The sequence below is a fragment of the Pseudomonas sp. 34 E 7 genome (assembly GCF_900005715.1).
GTDB classification, from domain to species: domain Bacteria; phylum Pseudomonadota; class Gammaproteobacteria; order Pseudomonadales; family Pseudomonadaceae; genus Aquipseudomonas; species Aquipseudomonas orientalis_A.
This window is the reverse complement of the sequence record NZ_CVTX01000108.1, coordinates 1-2,231: the sequence shown is the minus strand read 5'-3', so window position 1 is coordinate 2,231 and position 2,231 is coordinate 1. Positions and strand designations below refer to the sequence as shown.

Annotated in this window: 3 protein-coding genes; 1 reads left to right on the top strand and 2 read right to left on the bottom strand. The window is 55.8% G+C overall.

Annotated elements, in window-relative coordinates; genetic code table 11:
• Positions 1-55: 55 nt before the first annotated feature.
• Entirely contained in the window at positions 56-571 is a 516-nt protein-coding gene (locus BFP96_RS09200; protein WP_065936065.1) for a GNAT family N-acetyltransferase, read from the bottom strand.
• 119 nt (positions 572-690) lie between these two features.
• Between BFP96_RS09200 and BFP96_RS09195 the strand changes: the two genes are divergently transcribed.
• Entirely contained in the window at positions 691-1,173 is a 483-nt protein-coding gene (locus BFP96_RS09195; RefSeq protein ID WP_065936064.1) for a GNAT family N-acetyltransferase, read from the top strand.
• 561 nt (positions 1,174-1,734) lie between these two features.
• On the opposite strand, the gene BFP96_RS09190 is transcribed toward BFP96_RS09195, so the two are convergent.
• On the bottom strand, positions 1,735-2,231 hold a 497-nt coding region (locus BFP96_RS09190), incomplete at its 5' end, for a DUF1176 domain-containing protein (protein ID WP_139113374.1).

Here is a 2,231-nt window from a genome sequence, read left to right as displayed (position 1 = left end):
TGGCCGGTTTCTACCGTTCGTGAAGGACAACAATCGGCAAACCTGTTACCCAGAGTTAAACCCCCGGTATCTGGTACACAACCGAATCATATTTCTCCGTCATTCGCCTCTCAATGACGACTCCCCTCAAAGCTTCGGCAATACGTCGACTCGCACGGTTCTGCGTCGCAACAGGGTAGATGAAGTGCTTTGCCGCCACCCGCTTGCTAGCCCACTGAACAACCGCCCGCACCGCTTCACCACCAAAGCCCAGCCCGTGTTTATCTTCACGGATCCAGATACCTAACTCCGGTGTTTCACTGCCGGTATGGTGCAGCCCGACCAAGCCGGTAAAACGGGCACTCACCAGTTCCCTGACCGTGAACACGATGTCGCTGCCATCCGCTATCGCAGGCAGCCACTGCTCCCAGACTTGCGCGTACTCTTCTAGCGAGGCAGGCGGCTCCCAGGACATGTAGCGAGTCAGAGACGGTGTGAGACAAGGGAAAGACTCAGCAGCGTCCTGCTCGCAGAAGGGCTCAATACTAAGGCGTTGCGAGAGAATGCGGATTGGGTGGGTGTCGACTGGCATTGCAATTTCCTTCCTGGGGTCCATTACTCCATTTATGCCGTGAACATACCATGCGGGTCGCTTCATCAGTGTCAGGCTCTCTATACTGAGCCCCCAGGATGGTAGTTGGAGCACACCCTATGCCCGTCACACCCAATCAAAATTCCCCCATCACTTTGGTCCCCGCTCAACAGAGCGACTTGGATAATCTGGTAGCTATTCGAATTGAGGCCATGCGCGAAAGTCTGGAGCGTGTTGGGCGGTTTGATCCGGTCCGTGCGCGGGAGCGGTTTCTTGGCGGTTTTGAAGCTCGCTGCACACGTTACATCGAGGTATCTGGAGAGAGGGTGGGTTTCGTAGTGGTCAAACATCACCACAATGAACTCTTGCTAGACCACTTGTATGTAAGGACGAGCGCGCAAGGATCAGGGGTGGGGTCTGCTGTTCTCACGCAGATTTTCAAAGAGGCGGATGCAGCTGCGCTTCCTATTAAAGTGGGTGCTCTCAAGGAAAGCGCTTCCAATCGCTTTTATACCCGCCATGGCTTCCAGTTCATCGAAAGCAGTGAATTCGACAATTATTATGTTCGTCAGAATGTTCCGGCGATTGGCCCAGCCTGCTAGCTGGATATGATGCACCTCGACGTACGCAAGCTCTGCCTTTTCAACAGGCTCGTTTTCAGCTTGGCCAGCCGGGTTCAAGCGCTACAACGCGACCAGGCACCGGCCACCGTCCAACAGAATCAGTTCATAGTCCTGGCCCGCCTTCGGGATGAAGCGGAAGGTTTGCTGGCAGGGTCAGCGGCAGTGATAAGGACTCTCGCTGCGCAGTTCCTCGCCGGTTTTGGCGTCGCGAATGATCACCGTCGCCCCTGGCGCGTTAAGGCAGAAGGCGTTGCGTATGGGGTAAATGTTATGGCCCTAGGCAGCGAAGGTCCCGAGCTTTTTTATCTGAGCGCCGGATGCGTCGTGAGCCGTCACGGTGTACTCACCCGACATGGACTGAAAACGACGCTGATAAATTGGCACCGAGCTTCTTCAACAAGGCACAATCACCGGAGAAGATGTTACAAGCCTTCTTAGAAAAAGCGATTGCCCTTTCGACGGCCTGACCATTCCAAGGCAACCAATGTGTCACTGCACGGATCAATCAGGTACGTCAGCATGGTGGGATATCCGACAGTATCAGCGGCTTGCCTGGGTACGCCACAACACAGGCCAATACACCTGATCCAGCCCCATGCACGGGATCATTTCAGCCGCATGCGTCAGCGTGAAACCGTTACCATCGTAACGCCAGCGCAGCGTAGTGCCACAATTGCCCATACTCATCGCCCTTACCTGACTGCTTAGTTCACCCGTGGCCGGATCAAACTCTACGAAGCCCTGGGGCTCTCTTTCCGGCAGGTTTGGCACTTCGGCAATCAGCGCCGCACGCGCCTGCTCCGGGTGGTCCAGGGGCGCCTGGTAAATAGTGTAGAAACAGTTGTAGGCCCCACAGCCGGTTTCGATGATCACTAGCGCTTGATCTGAACTCAAGGCGTACGCTTTGGCTTTTGGCACGACACCTTCATTCAGATCTTCCTGCCAGTCCTTGCGCGTGGCGACCACCACGGCATCCGTGATCTCTTTTGCTTTGTCCGGCGTCAGCGCGGCAGGTGCCTGCCAACTTGGCGCTGGCG